At 53.5% G+C, this 456-nt stretch carries 1 protein-coding gene; it reads left to right on the top strand.

Features of this window, described 5'->3' with window-relative positions; genetic code table 11:
* A partial coding sequence (locus H3V00_RS11330) for an RHS repeat domain-containing protein (RefSeq protein ID WP_198208179.1) occupies positions 1 to 456 on the top strand: 456 nt, incomplete at both ends.

Here is a 456-nt window from a genome sequence, read left to right as displayed (position 1 = left end):
ACCATTACGATGCCGAACACCGCCTGACCGAAGTGCGTATCGAACAGCTAAACCATACTGAACGCTACGGCTACGTCTACGATGCGCTTGGCCGGCGGATTGAAAAACACCGGCTGGATCGTGACGGTAAGCCATGCAACCGCACCACCTTCCTGTGGGACGGGCTGCAGATGATTCAGGAAAGCAGCGCAGACAAACGGCAGAGCCTGTATCTGTATACCGATGAAGGCAGCTATGAACCGCTGGCGCGGATAGACCGGACCGGTAATCAGGAACAACACATCTACTACTTCCATACCGACCTGAACGGCATGCCGGAGGAGCTGACGGATGAAGCCGGTGAAATCGTCTGGGAATGCTCATACCAGCTTTGGGGCAAACCGATACAGGAGATTGCTCATACAGAGATACAACAGAACCTGAGGTATCAGGGACAGTATTTAGACAGAGAAACCG

The sequence above is a fragment of the Snodgrassella sp. W6238H11 genome, assembly GCF_016100525.1.
In the GTDB taxonomy this organism is placed as follows: domain Bacteria; phylum Pseudomonadota; class Gammaproteobacteria; order Burkholderiales; family Neisseriaceae; genus Snodgrassella; species Snodgrassella alvi.
The sequence above is the reverse complement of the archived record's forward strand: the minus strand, read 5'-3'. Positions and strand labels throughout refer to the sequence as shown.